General features: G+C 72.4%; 15 protein-coding genes and 1 pseudogene. 7 read left to right on the forward strand and 9 right to left on the reverse strand.

Translation table 11 applies throughout. The features are described 5' to 3' along the window. Window positions 1-54 precede the first annotated feature (54 nt). The 8 genes from ABNF97_RS14305 to ABNF97_RS14340 form a co-directional block, all read right to left on the reverse strand. Window positions 55-696: a TetR/AcrR family transcriptional regulator gene (locus ABNF97_RS14305; RefSeq protein WP_349338820.1), complete on the reverse strand. Its 642-nt coding sequence runs from the start codon at window positions 694-696 to the stop codon at window positions 55-57. Next, on the reverse strand, window positions 591-2,000 hold the full coding sequence (locus ABNF97_RS14310) for an isoprenylcysteine carboxylmethyltransferase family protein (RefSeq protein ID WP_349338934.1): 1,410 nt from the start codon (window positions 1,998-2,000) through the stop codon (window positions 591-593). The genes ABNF97_RS14305 and ABNF97_RS14310 overlap by 106 nt, the downstream gene beginning before the upstream one ends. Before the next feature lie 49 nt (window positions 2,001-2,049). Next, a complete protein-coding gene (locus ABNF97_RS14315) occupies window positions 2,050-2,952 on the reverse strand; it encodes a hypothetical protein (protein WP_349338821.1) in 903 nt (300 codons plus the stop codon). A gap of 263 nt (window positions 2,953-3,215) precedes the next feature. After that, window positions 3,216-3,536 (reverse strand): DUF1416 domain-containing protein, encoded by a 321-nt coding sequence (locus tag ABNF97_RS14320; protein ID WP_130465241.1) that lies wholly within the window; start codon window positions 3,534-3,536, stop codon window positions 3,216-3,218. Window positions 3,537-3,541: 5 nt separating this feature from the next. Then, complete coding sequence (locus ABNF97_RS14325; RefSeq protein WP_130465242.1) at window positions 3,542-4,390, reverse strand: rhodanese-like domain-containing protein; 849 nt, start codon at window positions 4,388-4,390, stop codon at window positions 3,542-3,544. A 172-nt stretch (window positions 4,391-4,562) separates the two neighbouring features. Further along, on the reverse strand, window positions 4,563-4,640 hold the full coding sequence (locus tag ABNF97_RS14330; protein WP_311202345.1) for an Ms5788A family Cys-rich leader peptide: 78 nt from the start codon (window positions 4,638-4,640) through the stop codon (window positions 4,563-4,565). A gap of 79 nt (window positions 4,641-4,719) precedes the next feature. After that, complete coding sequence (locus ABNF97_RS14335) at window positions 4,720-5,532, reverse strand: LmeA family phospholipid-binding protein (protein ID WP_349338822.1); 813 nt, start codon at window positions 5,530-5,532, stop codon at window positions 4,720-4,722. A gap of 182 nt (window positions 5,533-5,714) precedes the next feature. Then, the gene (locus ABNF97_RS14340; protein WP_349338823.1) at window positions 5,715-6,860 is read right to left on the reverse strand and encodes a collagen-like domain-containing protein; all 1,146 of its coding nucleotides are present in this window, start codon (window positions 6,858-6,860) and stop codon (window positions 5,715-5,717) included. A gap of 272 nt (window positions 6,861-7,132) precedes the next feature. On the opposite strand from ABNF97_RS14340, the gene ABNF97_RS14345 reads away from it, so the two are divergent. From ABNF97_RS14345 to pstB, 7 genes and pseudogenes are all read left to right on the forward strand, one after another. Continuing rightward, the gene (locus ABNF97_RS14345) at window positions 7,133-7,846 is read left to right on the forward strand and encodes a winged helix-turn-helix domain-containing protein (protein WP_130465245.1); all 714 of its coding nucleotides are present in this window, start codon (window positions 7,133-7,135) and stop codon (window positions 7,844-7,846) included. A 267-nt stretch (window positions 7,847-8,113) separates the two neighbouring features. Beyond that, window positions 8,114-9,079 (forward strand): annotated as a pseudogene (locus ABNF97_RS14350) (polysaccharide deacetylase family protein); the annotation flags it as partial. Between the two features lie 199 nt (window positions 9,080-9,278). Next, complete coding sequence (gene mshD / locus ABNF97_RS14355; RefSeq protein ID WP_130465246.1) at window positions 9,279-10,337, forward strand: mycothiol synthase; 1,059 nt, start codon at window positions 9,279-9,281, stop codon at window positions 10,335-10,337. Window positions 10,338-10,557: 220 nt separating this feature from the next. Next, complete coding sequence (pstS, locus tag ABNF97_RS14360; RefSeq protein WP_349338825.1) at window positions 10,558-11,661, forward strand: phosphate ABC transporter substrate-binding protein PstS; 1,104 nt, start codon at window positions 10,558-10,560, stop codon at window positions 11,659-11,661. A gap of 49 nt (window positions 11,662-11,710) precedes the next feature. Then, window positions 11,711-12,904 (forward strand): phosphate ABC transporter permease subunit PstC, encoded by a 1,194-nt coding sequence (gene pstC, locus ABNF97_RS14365; protein WP_349338826.1) that lies wholly within the window; start codon window positions 11,711-11,713, stop codon window positions 12,902-12,904. After that, window positions 12,901-13,995, forward strand: coding sequence for a phosphate ABC transporter permease PstA (gene pstA / locus ABNF97_RS14370; RefSeq protein WP_349338827.1), 1,095 nt, complete (start codon window positions 12,901-12,903; stop codon window positions 13,993-13,995). The genes pstC and pstA overlap by 4 nt, the downstream gene beginning before the upstream one ends. A 15-nt stretch (window positions 13,996-14,010) precedes the next feature. Continuing rightward, a complete protein-coding gene (gene pstB, locus ABNF97_RS14375; RefSeq protein WP_349338828.1) occupies window positions 14,011-14,787 on the forward strand; it encodes a phosphate ABC transporter ATP-binding protein PstB in 777 nt (258 codons plus the stop codon). Between the two features lie 11 nt (window positions 14,788-14,798). Here pstB and ABNF97_RS14380 read toward each other — a convergent pair whose 3' ends face one another. Beyond that, window positions 14,799-15,635, reverse strand: a complete 837-nt coding sequence (locus ABNF97_RS14380) for an NUDIX hydrolase (protein ID WP_130465250.1) — start codon at window positions 15,633-15,635, stop codon at window positions 14,799-14,801. Window positions 15,636-15,659 lie beyond the last annotated feature (24 nt).

Below are 15,659 nucleotides of genomic sequence, written 5' to 3' on the forward strand. Positions count from 1 at the left end.
ATCCCGCTGGTGCCGGGCCACCATGGCGCGGGCGGCAGGCTCGATCAGACCGGGTCAGGGTTCACGGCTACGGCGGACCGCGTGCTCGACCGTGGCCTTCAGCGCCCGCCGGGGTACCGGGCCCAGGTCGTCGACGACGTCGACCAGCAGGGCGAGCTGTTCGAGGGCGGCGAACGCCTGGCTCGCCCCCGCCTGGTCCACCCCCTCGTAGAGTTCGAGGCCGACGAAGGCACCGGAGATCGCCCGGGCCAGCCCGCCGACGTCGGCGATCTCCACGAAGGGGGAGTCCACGAGCAGCCGGCGGAGCACCGACTCGATCTCGTCGACCCAGACTCTCAGGGCGGCCGCGACCGACTCGGCGAGCCGCTGATCGGTCTGGGCGCCGGCCAGGAGTTGGGCGAGGACCGAGACGTGTCCGAGCTCCTTCTCCTGCTCATGCAGCGCCCGGCCGACGTCGAGCAGTTCGCGCAGCGTGCGTACCTCGGCGAACCGGGCGGAGTAGACCGCGACCCGTTCGGCAGTGTTGGCCGTGCAGGCTGCCGCCAGCAGTTCGTCCACGCTGCCGAAGTGGTAGAAGACCAGTGCCTGGTTCACCCCGGCGGCGCTGGCGATGGTCCGGGCGGATATCCCGGCAATGCCGTGCGTGCCGATGGCGGTGAGAGTCCCGTGCAGAAGTCGCTGCTTGGTGTCGGACATTCCGCTCCTCGGGGCCGGGTACCCGGATGGCCTGGCGGGCGGGCCTGGACTCGCGGGCGGGTCAGGTGTGGCGGTGCGATCATCGCATCCGTCACCAGCTGCGCCAGCCAGGCCACTCCCGGCAACCGCAGTGACCAGCCCAGATAGGCCCACCCCAGGGTGACATGGTCCAGTGCGCGGGCAACGGCGGCCACCCCTCGTTCGGGGTGCCCGTCGCCGCCCGCGTACCGGGCTCGGCGCAGCGGGCGGTCGTGCTCGGTTGCCGGCCGGAGGAGGAGCCGGCGAGGTTCACGCCGGTCCAGGAAGGCGCCGACGGCCGCGCACGGTCCGCAGTCGCCGTCGAGCCAGAGCGACGCCGCCGGCCCGCCAGGCGGGTACGGCCGCCACCGGGGCCACCAGTCGCGGACCTGAGCCCGGTACCGGTGCCAGTCCGGCCCGTACCGGTCGGCGAGGTCCCGCCGCTCGTGCGGGCCGGCCACGCTGGCCCCGAAAGCCACGCCGGCCAGCGCCGCGACGGCGAGCCAGCCGCTGCCGGTCGCCACCGCCAGCAGCAGGAGCAGCCCGACGACGCTGATCTGCATCGGGTTGCCGACATAGCCGTACGGCCCGGTGGTGACCAGTCGGCGTGGCGGGTCCCAGGGGTACGGCGTGCCGCCGCCACGCACCGCGAACTCGCGTACCGCCGCCAGCGCCGGTACGGCCAGCAGCAGGCCAAGCTGGGCCAGCACGAACAGCCAGGTCGCGGGCAGCCGACCGAGTCGACTCCACGAGCCGTCGCCGAACTCGAACACCACGGTCGGCAGCAGCCACAGCACCAGCACGGTGAAGGTGCCCAGTTGCAGCAGCACCCGGGCGGGCAGCCGGCGCCGGTCGGCGCTCCACCGGCCGAGCAACTGGGCGGGCAGTGCCACGCAGAGCAGGCCGACGGCCTCGCCGACCAGCCAGGACGGTCCGAGGTGGACCAGCGGGCGCAGCTGCGGCATCGCCACCGCGTCGAGCCAGCAGAGCAGGCCGAGCGCCACCGGCAGCGGCAGCACCCGGCGCAGCAGCACCGGCACCGGCCCCCACAGCAGGGCCCAGCCGAGCCACAGGTCGACCGGCATGCCCCGGAACGTGCCGTCGACCGGGGCGAAGGCGTACCACCCGGTAGGGCGGGCCAGTTCGTTCAGGGCCGCGATCCCGACAGCCGCCGCGACGAAGGCGAGCAGCGCGGCGAACCGGGCCTCACGGCCACGTTCCAGCCTGGCCGCGCCGATGGTCAGCGCCACGGGTATCAGCAGGCAGAGGTATCGGATCGCCGTCAGGCTCATCCCACCACCACCGCTGCCGAAGCTGGCGCTGCCGCCGGTGGCGTCATCGCAGGTCGAGCATGTCGAGCAGGTGGCTGGCGCCCTCGTGTACCAACCCGTCCTGGAGGGGCCCGAAGTACCAGGAGGGGTCGAGACCCCGCCGGTAGGCGACGGTGACCCGTACCTCGGTGTGACCGGCGTCGACGGTACGCCAGTGGATGTCGGCCCGCTGCCAGCTCAGCCACCTGGCGGTGATCGAGGTGTCCTCGACGAGCCGGAAGCCGATCCGGTCCGGCGCCACCGAGTCGACCTCGGCGAGAAGATGACCGCCGGGGCCGTGTGAGGTGCCGTGGTAGCCGAACGCCCACCGATCACCGACGTCCAGCCCGGTCCCGTGGACGTGCTGGGGCAGCGGGACGCCGAGCATCCGCAGTGGAATGGACCGGACCGGGGTCGGTCGTGGGCCGGCGGCCAGCCGGCCGGCGAGTTCACCGGCCGGGACCGGGACCACCCGGACCACCTCGACCGACTGGTCCGGCGCGATTCGCAGCCCGTCGACGCTGCCCTCGACCCCGCCGAGCAGCAGCAGCGGCAACACCAGCACGGCGTAGGTGCGCGAGGACGACTCGTGGAGCCAGCAGACCAGTGCGGTGCTGCCGTGCACGACCGCGTACACCAGGGGGGCGGCGAGCACCACACAGATGGCGCCCTCATGCAGGGCCACCGAAGTCAGCAGCAGCACGATGGTGGTGACCACGAAGACCCGGCCGTGAGTGGTCCGCGGCGGCGTCAGCGCCAGCGCCGCGGCGAGCAGCACCGGCAACCCGACGAAGAGCATGGCGCTGTCGGCCCGCCCGGTCCGCACGGTGAGCACGAAGGCGATCGCGCCGCCCGCGGTGATCAGTCCGGCCAGGATCCAGTTCGCGCCGCTCCGTCGATTTGATGGTCGTCTCCCCGGCTCGTCCAACTCGACACCTCCGTTGCACGCTTTTGAGCGACCGCTCAAAAGCCAGGATAGTCGAGTTTGAGCAATCGCTCAACCGCGTCTGGTCCACCGGGGATACGCCAGCGTCTCGCCCCGACCGGTTTCGCCCATCGGTAGACCCGGCTGCCCGGATCGATCCCGGCGCCGCCTCCCGGAGGGTGGCCGAGACGCACCCCGGGCGGATACGACGGAGTCCCGCCGATCAGATGCGATCGGCGGGACTCCGTCGTGGAATCTGCGGTGGATCAGGCGACCGTGACCGCTACCTCGTTGACGCCCCGGCCGGCGGTGACCGAGAGGTCGCCGTTGCCGTGCCGGGAGAGTGCCCGCAGCGTCCAGGTGCCCGGTGCGGCGAAGAACCGGAACTGCCCGGCCGGCGAGGTGACCACCTCGGCGGTGAACTCACCGGTGGCGTCGAGCAGCCGGACGTACGCCCCGGGGACGACCTCGCCGCTGGCGGCGCTGACGATCCCGGTGATCACGGTTTCCTTCTCCAGGTCGAGGCCCGCCGGCAGCGGAGCCGCCTGGTCGGGCGCCGCGCAGCCGGCGGCGATCGGTGCGGTCATGGTCGTCACACCTGCCCCGGCTCGTCGCCGAGCGCCACCGGCACCCCGACCAGCGAGCCGTACTCGGTCCAGGAGCCGTCGTAGTTCTTCACGTTCTGGTGCCCGAGCAGCTCCTTGAGGACGAACCAGGTGTGCGAGGAGCGCTCGCCGATCCGGCAGTAGGCGATGGTGTCCCGGCTGCCGTCCAGCCCCGCCTCGCCGTAGATCTTGCGCAGCTCGTCGTCGGACTTGAAGGTGCCGTCCTCGTTGGCCGCCTTCGACCACGGCACGCTGAGCGCGGTCGGGATGTGCCCACCCCGCTGCGCCTGCTCCTGCGGCAGGTGGGCCGGGGCGAGCAGCCGGCCGGCGTACTCGTCGGGGGAGCGGACGTCGACCAGGTTCTTGGTGCCGATCGCGGCGACCGTCTCGTCGCGGAAGGCCCGGATCGACAGGTCCGGCTCCTGCGCAATGTATTGCGTGGCGGGGCGGGAGACCGGGTCGGTGACGAGCGGGCGGGCGTCCAGCTCCCACTTCTTGCGACCGCCGTCGAGCAGCTTGACGTCGCGGTGCCCGTAGAGCTTGAAGTACCAGTACGCGTAGGCGGCGAACCAGTTGTTGTTGCCGCCGTAGAGCACGACGGTGTCGTCGTTGGAGATGCCGCGCTCGGAGAGCAGCGCCTCGAACTGGGCCTTGTTCACGAAGTCCCGGCGTACCGGGTCCTGGAGGTCGGTCTTCCAGTCGAGCTTGATCGCACCGGCGATGTGCCCGCCGTCGTAGGCGGTGGTGTCCTCGTCGACCTCGACGAAGACCACGCCGGGGGCGTCGAGGTTCTTCTCGGCCCAGTCGGCCGAGACGAGTGCGGTGTCGCGACTCATCAGATCACTCCTTGGTGAGGATACGTGTGTGAGCCTGCGCGTGGAGATCGACCGGTGTTGTTGTCGCATGTCACGCGCGGGACCCATTGGTAGGACGGATCACGGGTACGTGCGACGGCGCCGCTGCCGGGCGTGAGGTGGGACCAGAAGGGAACGCAGGACAGCCCCGCCGTCAGATGACGGGGCGACACAGGCAGGTGGCCACGCGGCACAGGTCGACCGCGCGCCGTTTGGTGAGGAGCGTCCCCATGAATCGGGAGCCTACCAGCGCAACCGACCCGTTACCCAGGACCAACCACCATCCGGGATCATGCGACCCGGAGTCCGGATCAGCGAACCTCGCTCAACGCCACATCCTGAGCACTGGCGATGACAGCCAATCCATCCGGCAGGGGCCGTACCTCGTGCAGGCGCAGCGCGAACGGCAGCGGCGGCAGCGGCACCCGGACCGAGAGCTGCCGGGCGAAGTTGTTGACGAAGGTCTGGACCACCGGATTGTCCGGCAGGTCGGCAGAGGTGAGCCGGTCGAAGGTGATCACGATGTCGTCGCCGTCGACGGTCACGTTCGCGGTGCCCTGCACGGTCAGCTCCTGCTCCAGGATCGGCACCCGGACCGGCGCGGTCACCCCGAGCTTGCCGTCCTGCTCCCGCAGCTGTACCCCCGGCCGGTCGATCAGCGCCACCACGCTGTCGTAGCTGACGGTGCCGGTGCCCCGAACCGTCTTCGCGGTGACCTCGCCCTGGCCGGAGCGGAGCGTGTCCAACGACGCCGTGACGTCCCGCGCGTCGACCGTCAGCTCCGGCACCTTCACCGCCGCGTCGGTGCCCTGCACCGGCCCCTGTACGTCGCGGAGCAGCACCCTGATCGAGTCGTAGCGGCCCTCGAGCACCTGGGTGAGGAACGGGAAGCCGCCGACCGTCACCTCGGGGGCGGCGGACTGCACGTTCTGCCGGGAGATCTCCTGGTCGATCTGCTCCGCGACGACCCGCTCGGCGACTCCGGCGGCGACCCGGTCGGCCACCACCAGCAGTCCGGCCAGCACCAGGAGCACGATGACCAGGATGATGAGCGCCCGGCGCCCCCTGCGCCGGCGGGGCCGTCCGGCGTACACCCTGCCGTCTGCCGGATAGCTCTCCGCCACGCCGCCTCCCCGATCCGGTGCCGTCGCACCCGGCCACCGCCGTCGTCGTCGGACCACTATCTACCCGAACGGGCACATCTCCAACCACCGAGGTACGCCGCCGGTTCCCACCACCGGGGTACGCCGCCGGCAGCCGGCGGGAAGCCCGGGCACCCGCCACCGCCCAGCGGAACCGCCCGTGCTCAGAGGAAGAAGACGCTCATCGCGTACGCGGCCGGTGCGGCCAGCGCGAAGCCGCCGAGCGGTCCCTGCATGTGCCGGGCGACCCACATCGTCGGCGGCTCCCCGGCCATCAGCCGGCCCGCCTCGGCGTAGCCCACCGCGAGGTCGGCCAGGGCCGCCGCGGCGGCCGCGACCAGCCCGACCAGGGCACCGCTGGTCGGCGTGAAGGCCACCAGATAGCTGCCGAGGATGCCGGCGGCGAGGGTGCCGAGCATCGCCCCGATCACCACACCGGCGGCGCCGCGCGGCACCTGCGGGGCCAGCCTCGGCCAGGGCAGCACCGCGTCGGTCGCCCGGGCGACGGCCAGTGCCACCGCCGCCGCGGTCAGGCAGACGAAGATCGCCTGGGTACCCTTCGGGATCCGGCTGAGCACGATCAGCGTGCCGAAGGCCACCACGCCGACCACGATGAACAGGGTGGCGCCGAGCGACTCGGTAACCCGGGCCCGGTCGGCCCGCCGGACGAGCTGGCCGAGCACCCCGAGCAGGAACCCGCCCGCCGCCACGTACCCGAGCGGGGCGAGCGCGGCGATCTGCGGCAGTACGGCTGCGGCGTCGGCGGCGACCGCCACCGCCACCGCCACCCCGCCGACCAGCGGCAGGGCCGGCGGGCGCATCGCCATGGTCCAGGCGAGGACGAAGAGCAACTGCACCCCGAAGACGACCACGGCGAACGGCAGCCGGGCACCGGGCCCGGCGGTCTGTGCCCCGAAGATCAGGCCGACCCCGAGCAGCGCGGCGAAGCCGGCGATCGCCACCGAGAGCAGCCGGCGGACCGGTACCGGCGGCAACTCCTCCTCGCCGTCGAGATCCCCGTCCACCTCGCCGTCCGGGCGCGGGCCGTCGATGCCCCGGGCACCGTCGCCGGAGCGGTGGCCGTCGACGCTCCGGTGGCCGTCGCCGGATCTGGCCCCGGCACCGTGCCGGGAGGCCTCCGGCCCGCGCGGGCCGTCGAGAGGGCTGCGGGGGTCAGGGCCGGCGGGGCGACCGCGCGGGTCGGGGGCGCGGTGCGGGCCGGCCGGACCGGTGCGGTTCTCCGGCCAGGAGTCGCGGCCGGTCTCCGGCCAGGAGTCGCGGCCGGTCTCCGGTGGCGTCGAGGGGTACACGCCCCGATCGTGCCAGACCGACCGCCCGACGCGCCGGGCCCGGCGCCCCCGAATCGAACCCGGTCCGGAAACATGCCGGTAATGACCGATCACACAGCCCATGAACCGAACATGTGAGAGCGTCCGGCGGAAGTTCCGATAGGGTTGGTCCCTACCTGCCCGTCAGTGACGCCGGGACGACACCCAATCTCCCAGCGGTCCCCCGGAGTCCCCGGCCCCAGCGCCGCTGGCCACCGCGCGGCGCTGCATGCCCGCCGGGACGGAGGTGATGTGTGGAGATCCTGCTGTTGGTGACCGCGCGCGCAGGCGAACCGTCCGTTGTGCTGCCCGCCCTCGACCTGCTCCCCCACTCGGTGCGCACCGCCCCGCGCGACGTCCGCACCCTCGTCTCCGGGCCCAGCCCGGACGCCGTACTCGTCGACGCCCGCTCGGAACTGAGCGAGGCCCGGGCGACCTGCCGGATGCTGCACGCCACCGGGCTCGGTGTGCCGCTGGTCGCGGTGGTGACCGAGGCCGGTCTCATCGCCCTGAACGCGGACTGGGGCGTCGACGACGTGATCCTGGCCAGCGCCGGTCCGGCCGAGGTGGAGGCCCGGCTGCGCCTGGCGGTCGGCCGGCTCAGCAACGCGACCGCGGCGGCCGGCGGGCTGATCCGGGCCGGCGATCTGTCCATCGACCCCGACACGTACGCCGCCAAGCTCAAGGGCCGGCCACTCGACCTGACCTACAAGGAGTTCGAGCTGCTCAAGTTCCTCGCCCAGCACCCCGGCCGGGTCTTCACCCGCGACCAGTTGCTCCGCGAGGTCTGGGGCTACGACTACTTCGGCGGTACCCGCACCGTCGACGTGCACGTACGGCGACTGCGGGCCAAGCTCGGCTCGGAGTACGAGTCGATGATCGGCACGGTCCGGCAGGTGGGCTACAAGTTCGTCACCCCGCCGTCCCGGCAGCTGCCGGAGTCGGAGAGCGTGCCGCTGCCCGCCTGACGGGAGAGCACCCCGACCTCGATCGACCACGAAGGCCACCCGTTCCGCCGGGTGCCCTTCTGGTGTACGGCGCCTGCTGGTGTACCGGTGGCCCGTTGGCATGCCGGTCCGGGTGATGGCGTGGAACGAATACGAGAAAACATAATGATTCGGGCGATATCTACGTAGCCTTGACCGGAAGGGTCCGGAGGAGGCTGAGGTGGCAACAGCGGTTTCGACGGTGGTTGTCGGCGCGGAACGGGCAGCACCTTGCGGGGCGGTCCGCTGATGCCGGCCATGTCCCGAACCCACATGCTCACGGTCGCCACGCTGGTCACCGTCGCGGTACTCGGCGGTGCGTACGCGCTCGGCCACACCCTCGGCCGACCCGGCGGGCCACTGGCCGCGCCCGAGAACCGGGCCCGGCACCAGACCGATCCCCAACCGGACGGCGAACCGGACCAGCGGTCGGGTGACCCGGCCGGCGGACCTGTCGAGGGGCGGGCCGACCCGGGGCAGCGCAGCGGGCCGCCCCCGGGGGGACCGGCGCTTCCGGCTCCGACGGCCACTACGGCACCGGGCGGCACCGGGCAGCCCGCCGACCCGGACCGGCACCGGGGGGACGAGCCGCCGCGGCTCCCGCCCGAGCAGGACGGGCCGTACGGCGCCCGGATCAGCACCGGCGCCCGCTACGTGGCGCTGACCTTCGACGACGGCCCCGATCCCCGGTACACCCCGCAGACCCTTGCCGCACTGCGCGAGTACCACGTCAAGGCCACCTTCTGCCTGGTCGGTGAGAACGCCCGGGAGCACCCCGAACTGGTCCGGGCGATCGTGGCCGAGGGGCACACCCTGTGCAACCACTCCTGGCGGCACGACACCCGGCTGGGCAGCCAGCCCAGTGCCAGCATCCGGTTCGACCTGGAACGCACCAACGAGGCGATCCGGGCCGCCGTGCCCGACGCGCGGATCGGGTACTTCCGGCAGCCCGGCGGTGCCTGGACCTCCCGGGTGGTCTCGGTGGCCCAGCAGTTGGGCATGACCTCGCTGCACTGGGCGGTGGACCCGCAGGACTGGACCCGCCCCGGCGTCGGCGCCATCGTCTCGCGGGTGAACGCCGGGATCGGACCGGGGGCGATCGTGCTGCTGCACGACGCCGGGGGCAACCGGCAGGGCACCGTGGTCGCACTTCGCTGGCTGCTGCCCGACCTCGCCCGGGCGTACGCCCTCGCCGCACTGCCGCCCGGCCCGGTGCCGGCCGGAACCGCCCCGGGCGGGTCACCGTCGGCCGGTACACCGGCACCGGCCTCGCCCGGCCAGCCGGCCGGACAGCCGGCCGGACCACCAGCCGGACAGCCAGCCAGACCACCAGCCGGACAGCCGGCCGGACCGCCCGTGCGGTCCTGAGCGTCCGGCTGGCGGGCACCGGCGGAGCGGGGTCTACGGTGGGAAGATGATCGTCGAGCAGCCGGCGGACCCCCGGGTGACCAGCCTCGACGGGCTCGCCCCGGACGATGTCGAGGCGGTGCTCGCCCTGGCCGGTCTGGCGGGCGCCGCCGACGGCGCCGACCCGCTCTCCGAGCACGTGACGCTACGACTCCGGCAGGGCGGGGAGAGCACCGTCAGCCACCTGATCGTCCGGGGGCCGGCCGGGGCGGTGGTCGGCTACGCGTACCTGGAGCCGCTGGACGGGGCCGCCGAGGTCTCCGCCGAACTCGTCGTACACCCGATGTGGCGCCGGCAGGGCATCGGCCGGGCGCTGGTCACGGCGGCGCTGCAACGGGTACCCGGAACCGGCGCGCTGCTGCTGTGGGCGCACAGCGACCATCCGTCGGCCGCCGCGCTCGCCCTCGACCTGGGGCTGCACCGGGCCCGGGTGCTGTGGCAACTGCGCCGCTCGCTACGGGACCCGCTGCCCGAGCCCGAGCTGCCCGCCGGGGTCTCGCTACGCGCGTTCCGGCCGGGCGACGACGACGAGGCGTGGCTGGCGGTCAACGGGCGGGCCTTCGCCAGCCACCCGGAGCAGGGTCGCTGGGACCGGACCGACCTGCGGCTGCGCCTCGCCGAGCCGTGGTTCGACCCGGCCGGGTTCCTGCTCGCCGTCGAGGAGTCGTCGGGACGGCTGCTCGGCTTCCACTGGACCAAGGTGCACGGCCGGATCGCGGGGCACGGCAACCGGGCCGACGGACACGGCGCCCCCGAGCGGTCCGGCCCGGCTGCGGGGTCCGCGCCGACCGGCCCGGCTGCGGGGTCCGCGCCGATCGGCGAGGTGTACGTGGTCGGTGTCGACCCGGACAGCCACGGGCTCGGGCTCGGCCGGGCGCTCACCCTCGCCGGCCTGCACCACCTGCGCGACCGGGGACTGACCCGGGTGATGCTCTACGTCGACGAGTCCAACACCGGTGCGATGGCGCTCTACACCCGGCTCGGCTTCGCGAACTGGGTACGGCACGTGCGGTACCGGTGGTCACCGGCGGACAGGATGACCGGGGACGGGTCCGAGGCGCACTGACGGCCCGGTCCCACCGCGCGCACCGGCGCACGGTTCACGAAACGGACATCTCGCCCTCAGGATCCGGCCACCCAGCCGGTTCCCCCTGTTCACCCTGAGTTCACCCACGACCGGCGAGCCGGCTACCTGGCGCTCCTAACTTCCCTACTAGCCGATCACCAGTCGGCTCCCGGGGACGCGTCCCGGGCTTGCTTCGTACAAGGTGAAGGGAACCTTTCAGGTGAAGCTCCAGCGGCACGGCACCATTGCCTGCCTCGCTCTGGCCACGGCACTGGCAGTCAGCGCCTGCGGCTCGGACAACAACGAGCCCACCGAGGCATCGGCCGCCGGCTCCACCCCGGCGACCGACTGCGCCACGGGCACGATCAACGCCCAGGGTTCGTCGGCGCAGAAGAACGCGGTCGACGAGTGGCGCAAGGCGTACCAGCAGAAGTGCACCGGCTCGACCATCAACTACGAGCCGAGCGGTTCCGGCGCGGGCATCCAGGCCTTCATCGCCGGTACGGCGGACTTCGCCGGCTCGGACTCGTCGCTGAAGGACGACGAGCAGCCGAAGGCCGACGCCAAGTGCCCCGGCGGCGCGGCGATCCACCTGCCGATGGTGATCGGTCCGGTCGCGGTGGTCTACAACGTCAGCGGCCTGGACGACCTCCAGCTCAAGCCGGCCACCCTCGCGAAGATCTTCGCCGGCAAGATCACCAAGTGGGACGACGCCGCGATCAAGGCCGACAACCCGAGCGCGACCCTGCCGTCGGCGACGATCCAGACCGTGCACCGCTCGGACGAGTCGGGCACCACCGACAACTTCACCGACTTCCTGACCAGGACCGCCGGGGCCGACTGGACCTTCGGCAAGGGCAAGGCCTGGAAGGCGCCGGGCGGCACCGGTGCGGCCAAGTCCGACGGGGTGGCCAGCGCGGTCAAGCAGGCCGAGGGCAGCATCAGCTACGTCGAGATGTCGTACGCCGAGAACGGCGGCCTGAAGATGGCCAAGATCGGCAATGGCGCCGGCGAGTTCGCCGAACTGACCCCGGAGTCGGCCGGTAAGACCATCGCCGGTGCGCAGGTCACCGGCGAGGGCGACGACCTGAAGATGTCGATCGACTTCAACACCAGGGAGCCCGGCGCGTACCCGATCGTCCTGGTGACCTACGAGATCGTCTGCTCCAAGGGCCTCGCCGCCGACAAGCTGGCGCTGGTCAAGGGCTTCCTGGGCCACGCCGCCAGCACCGAGGGGCAGGCCGAGCTGACCGAGCTGGGCTACGCCCCGTTGCCGGAGTCGGTCCGCGGCAAGGTCGAGGCGGCCGTCCGGGCTCTCGCCTGATCCGCCACCAGATCATCCTCACTACTTCGTCAACGGAGCGAGCGAGCAGATGGGCGACACCCCAGACCGCTCGGCCAACGCCGGCACCGGCGGACGTCGGGTGACCATCGGTCACGCCGGGTCCGCCGGTGCCGCGCTGTCGGTCGACGTACCAGTGACACCCGCGCACCCCGCTCCGCCCGGAGCCGGCCAGCCCGGCGGCGGTGGCGGCGGCGGTAGCGGTGGTGGCGGCAGCGGTAGCGGTGCCGGCAGCGGTAGCGGTGCCGGCCTGGACGGTGGCGGGCCGGCCCTAGGCGGCGGTGGCGCGCTGCCCCGGCGGCGGGCCTTCGGCGCCGAGCGGCTCTTCCAGGGGTTCACCATGGCCGCCGGCACGATGGTGCTGGTCATCATCGTGGCGATCGCGGTCTTCCTGATCGCCGAGGCGGTACCGGCGCTGCGCGCCAACACCGCCAGCTTCCTCACCTTCGAGGGCTGGTTCCCCAACGAGGCGCAGCCGAGGTTCGGCATCGGCGCGCTCGCCTTCGGCACCGTACTCACCTCGGTGCTGGCGCTGCTGCTGGCCGTACCTGTGGCGCTGGGCATCGCGCTCTACCTGTCGCACTACGCGCCCCGCCGGATCGGCACCGCGCTCGGCTTCCTGGTCGACCTGCTGGCAGCGGTGCCGAGTGTGGTCTTCGGGCTCTGGGGCCGGGACTACTTCTACGGCCCGGTGCGGGAGTTCTCGGTCTGGCTGAACAGGTACTTCGGCTGGATTCCGATCTTCGGCGGGGACGGGCCGTTCGGCCGGTCGATCCTGCTCGGCTCCCTGGTGCTGGCCATCATGGTGCTGCCGATCATCACCTCGCTCTCCCGCGAGGTGTTCCGGCAGACCCCGACCGCCAACGAGGAGGCCGCGCTGGCGCTCGGCGCCACCAAGTGGGAGATGATCCGGATGGCGGTGCTGCCGTACGGCCGCCCCGGCATCATCGGCGCCACGATGCTCGGTTTGGGCCGGGCGCTCGGCGAGACGATCGCCCTGGCGATGACCCTCGGCATCGTGTCGAGCATCTCGTTCAACATCATCGAAAACGGCGGCAACACCGTCGCCGCCAACATCGCCAACGCGTTCGGCGAGGCCAACGACGTCGGCCGGGGCGCGCTGATCGCCTCCGGCCTGGTGCTCTTCTCGATCACGCTGATCGTCAACATCACCGCGCGGGCGATCATCCACCGGCGCCGGGAGTTCACGGAGGCCGCGGCATGACCACAACCCTCACCCCGGCCCCGCCCTCGGCCGCGCCGGGGCAGAGCCCGCGACTGCGTACCCGGAAACTGCCGGCCGTGGCGGTCCTCGGCATCGCGGCGGCCGCCCTGGCGCTCGCCGCCGCGCTGGTCCACGGCGCCGGGATCAGCGGCGGCGCCACCCTGACCGTCGTCCTCGCGGTGGTCTTCTACCTGGTCGGCCTCTTCCTCGCCAGCCACGCGGTGGAGGGACGGCGGCAGGCGCGCAACCGCACCTGGAGCGCGCTGATCCACTCCGCCTGCGTCCTCGCCCTGCTGCCGCTCGCCTCGGTCAGCTGGACGCTGGTCAGCAAGGGGATGCAGCGGCTGGACGCCGACTTCTTCGGCACCTCGATGAACAACATCGGGGCCCGGGACCCGAACGGCGGGGCGTACCACGCCATCGTGGGCACGCTGGAACAGGTCGGCATCGCCACCCTGATCACCGTGCCGCTCGGCATCGCCTGCGCCGTCTACGTCGTCGAGTACGGCCGGGGGCGGTTCGCCCTCACCATCCGGTTCTTCGTGGACGTGATGACCGGCATCCCGTCGATCGTCGCCGGTCTCTTCGTACTGGCCTTCTGGATCCTGATCGTCTCGCCGTACTTCAACGACGGGCGGCCGGGCTACTCCGGCTTCGCCGCCTCGCTGGCGTTGAGCGTGCTGATGCTGCCCACCGTCGTCCGGTCCACCGAGGAGATGCTCCGGCTGGTGCCGGCGCCGCTGCGCGAGGGGGCGTACGCGCTCGGCATTCCGAAGTGGAAGACGATCCTGCGGATCGTGCTCCCCACCGCGCTGCCCGGGATCGTCACCGGCGTCATGCTCGCGGTCGCCCGGGCCGCCGGGGAGACCGCGCCGGTGCTGCTGGTCGCCGGCGGCGGCGCCTCGATCAACTTCAACCCGTTCGAGAACAACCAGTCGTCACTGGCGCTCTTCGTCTACCAGCAGGCCGGGGACGCCTCCCGGTACGCGCCGGCCCGCGCCTGGGCCGCCGCACTCACCCTCGTCGCACTCGTGCTGATCCTGATGATCGCGGCGAAGTTGTTGGCCCGCCGCAACCGGTTCGGCCGCTGACCCGAAGGAATGATCATGGCCAAGCGAATCGACGCGACCGGCGTCACCGCGTACTACGGCTCGTTCAAGGCGATCGAGGAGATCGACCTCACCGTCGAGCCGAAGACCGTCACCGCGCTGATCGGCCCCTCGGGCTGCGGCAAGTCGACCTTCCTGCGCACCATCAACCGGATGCACGAGGTGCTGCCCGGTGCCCGGGTCGACGGCAGGCTCGCCCTCGACGACCAGGACATCTACGAGCGGGACGTGGACGTGACCGCGGTCCGCCGGATGATCGGGATGGTCTTCCAGCGCCCCAACCCGTTCCCCACCATGTCGATCTTCGACAACGTGGTCGCCGGGCTGCGGCTCAACGGCGTACGGAAGAAGTCGGTCCTGGCCGAGGCGGCCGAACGGGCGCTGCGCGCGGCGAACCTCTGGGACGAGGTGAAGGACCGGCTCGGCAAACCCGGCGCGGGGCTCTCCGGCGGGCAGCAGCAGCGGCTCTGCATCGCCCGGACCATCGCGGTCGAGCCGCAGGTGGTGCTGATGGACGAACCCTGCTCGGCGCTGGACCCGATCTCCACGCTGGCGATCGAGGACCTGATGTTCAAGCTGAAGGACCGCTACACGATCATCATCGTGACGCACAACATGCAGCAGGCGGCCCGGGTCTCGGACCGGACGGCCTTCTTCTCCATCGAGCGCACCGGCGACCCGGGCCGGCTCGTCGAGTACGACGACACCCAGAAGATCTTCAGCAACCCGAGCGTGCAGAAGACCGAGGACTACATCACCGGCCGCTTCGGCTGACCCGCGATCGATCAGGTCTGATCCAGCACGAAGTGCGGGGTGCCATCCTCGGTCTCCGCCAACCGAGGCATCACCGGAGTGGCCGGGGTGCGGGCGGCGGCGGCCACCGGGACCCCGGCCAGATCCGGGCAGGCGCCGAGCTCGGTCAGGGTGACCAGGGTGGGCGGCAGCATCGACATCTCCCCCGCCGCCACCCGGGCCAACGCGTCCGCCGGTCGGATCCAGGTGGTCCGGTCGGCCTCTCCGGAGACGTCCCGGGGCCGCTGCCCCGCCGGCAGCAGCGCCACGAAGAAGTACGTGTCGAAGCGGCGCGGCTCAAACTCCGGGGTGACCCAGCGGCTCCACGGCAGCAGCAGGTCGGAGCGGAGCGTGAGCCGGCAGTCCCGGAGCAGGTCGGCGAAGCGGGTATGCCGGTTCACCAGCGCCTGCCGGGCCCGCTCCCACTCGTCGCCGCTGACGTCGCCGACCACGGTGCCGTGGTCCGGCCCGGCGAGCAGTACGCCCGCCTCCTCGAAGACCTCCCGGGCCGCCGCGCAGACCACCGCCTGGGCCGCCCCGGGGGCCAGGCCGAGCCGGTCGCCCCAACCGGCCGCATCCGGCCCGCTCCAGTCGAGCCGGACCTCCGAGTCGCCCGGGTCGACGCTGCCGCCCGGGAAGGCGTACATGCCGCCGAAGGTCATGCTGGCGGCGCGACGGATCACGTACACCTCGAAGCCCGACCGACCGGACTCGTCCGGCCGGAGCAGCAGCACGGTCGCGGCCGGCCGGGGTGGCACCGGCGTCCCGCCCTCGACGTAGAACCGGCGGGCGTGCGCGGCGATCGACTCCGGGACGGCAAAGCTGGTCATGCAGCGAGCGTAGTGCCCGGCCCC

Source organism: Plantactinospora sp. B6F1 (assembly GCF_040120695.1).
GTDB lineage: Bacteria > Actinomycetota > Actinomycetes > Mycobacteriales > Micromonosporaceae > Plantactinospora.

Coding starts and splice junctions, on each gene's coding strand:
- ABNF97_RS14320 (WP_130465241.1), bottom strand. CDS start 3,536: ATGACCGCACCGATCGCCGCCGGCTGCGCGGCGCCCGACCAGGCGGCT.
- pstB (WP_349338828.1), top strand. CDS start 14,011: ATGGCCAAGCGAATCGACGCGACCGGCGTCACCGCGTACTACGGCTCG.
- pstC (WP_349338826.1), top strand. CDS start 11,711: ATGGGCGACACCCCAGACCGCTCGGCCAACGCCGGCACCGGCGGACGT.
- ABNF97_RS14330 (WP_311202345.1), bottom strand. CDS start 4,640: ATGGGGACGCTCCTCACCAAACGGCGCGCGGTCGACCTGTGCCGCGTG.
- mshD (WP_130465246.1), top strand. CDS start 9,279: ATGATCGTCGAGCAGCCGGCGGACCCCCGGGTGACCAGCCTCGACGGG.
- ABNF97_RS14380 (WP_130465250.1), bottom strand. CDS start 15,635: ATGACCAGCTTTGCCGTCCCGGAGTCGATCGCCGCGCACGCCCGCCGG.
- ABNF97_RS14305 (WP_349338820.1), bottom strand. CDS start 696: ATGTCCGACACCAAGCAGCGACTTCTGCACGGGACTCTCACCGCCATC.
- pstA (WP_349338827.1), top strand. CDS start 12,901: ATGACCACAACCCTCACCCCGGCCCCGCCCTCGGCCGCGCCGGGGCAG.
- ABNF97_RS14325 (WP_130465242.1), bottom strand. CDS start 4,390: ATGAGTCGCGACACCGCACTCGTCTCGGCCGACTGGGCCGAGAAGAAC.